Origin of the sequence: Intestinirhabdus alba (assembly GCF_009711095.1) — a bacterium.
GTDB lineage: Bacteria > Pseudomonadota > Gammaproteobacteria > Enterobacterales > Enterobacteriaceae > Intestinirhabdus > Intestinirhabdus alba.
Genome location: NZ_WMJZ01000147.1, coordinates 1 through 529 on the forward strand (window position 1 = coordinate 1; position 529 = coordinate 529).

At 41.2% G+C, this 529-nt stretch carries 1 protein-coding gene; it reads right to left on the reverse strand.

The window, feature by feature from the left end; translation table 11 throughout:
- Nucleotides 1-516: AMP-binding protein (locus GJV78_RS22795; protein WP_330998852.1), on the reverse strand; the 516-nt coding region annotated here is incomplete at its 3' end.
- Between the last annotated feature and the right edge of the window lie 13 nt (nt 517-529).

The window sequence follows — 529 nt, forward strand, 5'->3', positions numbered from 1 at the left end:
ATTTAACAGATACAGCCGCGTATTGGCTATTGGACGACCGACATGAATATTTTTTCGTTCAACTATTCTTCCTGATGTAGCAACAATTGTTGTTTCAGTCGGGCCATAATTATTAATTAATTGTAAGTTGTCTATCCATCTACTGACCTGGGATAAGTTATCCCCACCAATCAGGAGATAACGCAAGCTATCTGGGAACAAACCATTTTTCAATGCCAAATCAGCCAGAGGGGTAACTAAAAATGCAATATTTATAGGCCGTAATTTGAACCAACTTAAGAGAGATATATTATCGCCTGAATTAGTTTTATCTGGAATATCTAATAACCCTCCACCTATAAGTGTTGGCCATATTTCCCAACATGCAGCATCAAAAGCGATTCCAGCCATCGTTGTACTGACACTATTATGAACGATAGAAAATTCATTGATATGCCACACACAAAGATTAACCAGGCTACGATGCTCCACCATCACCCCCTTGGGCAGCCCGGTCGAGCCCGACGTGTAGATCACGTACGCCAGATGC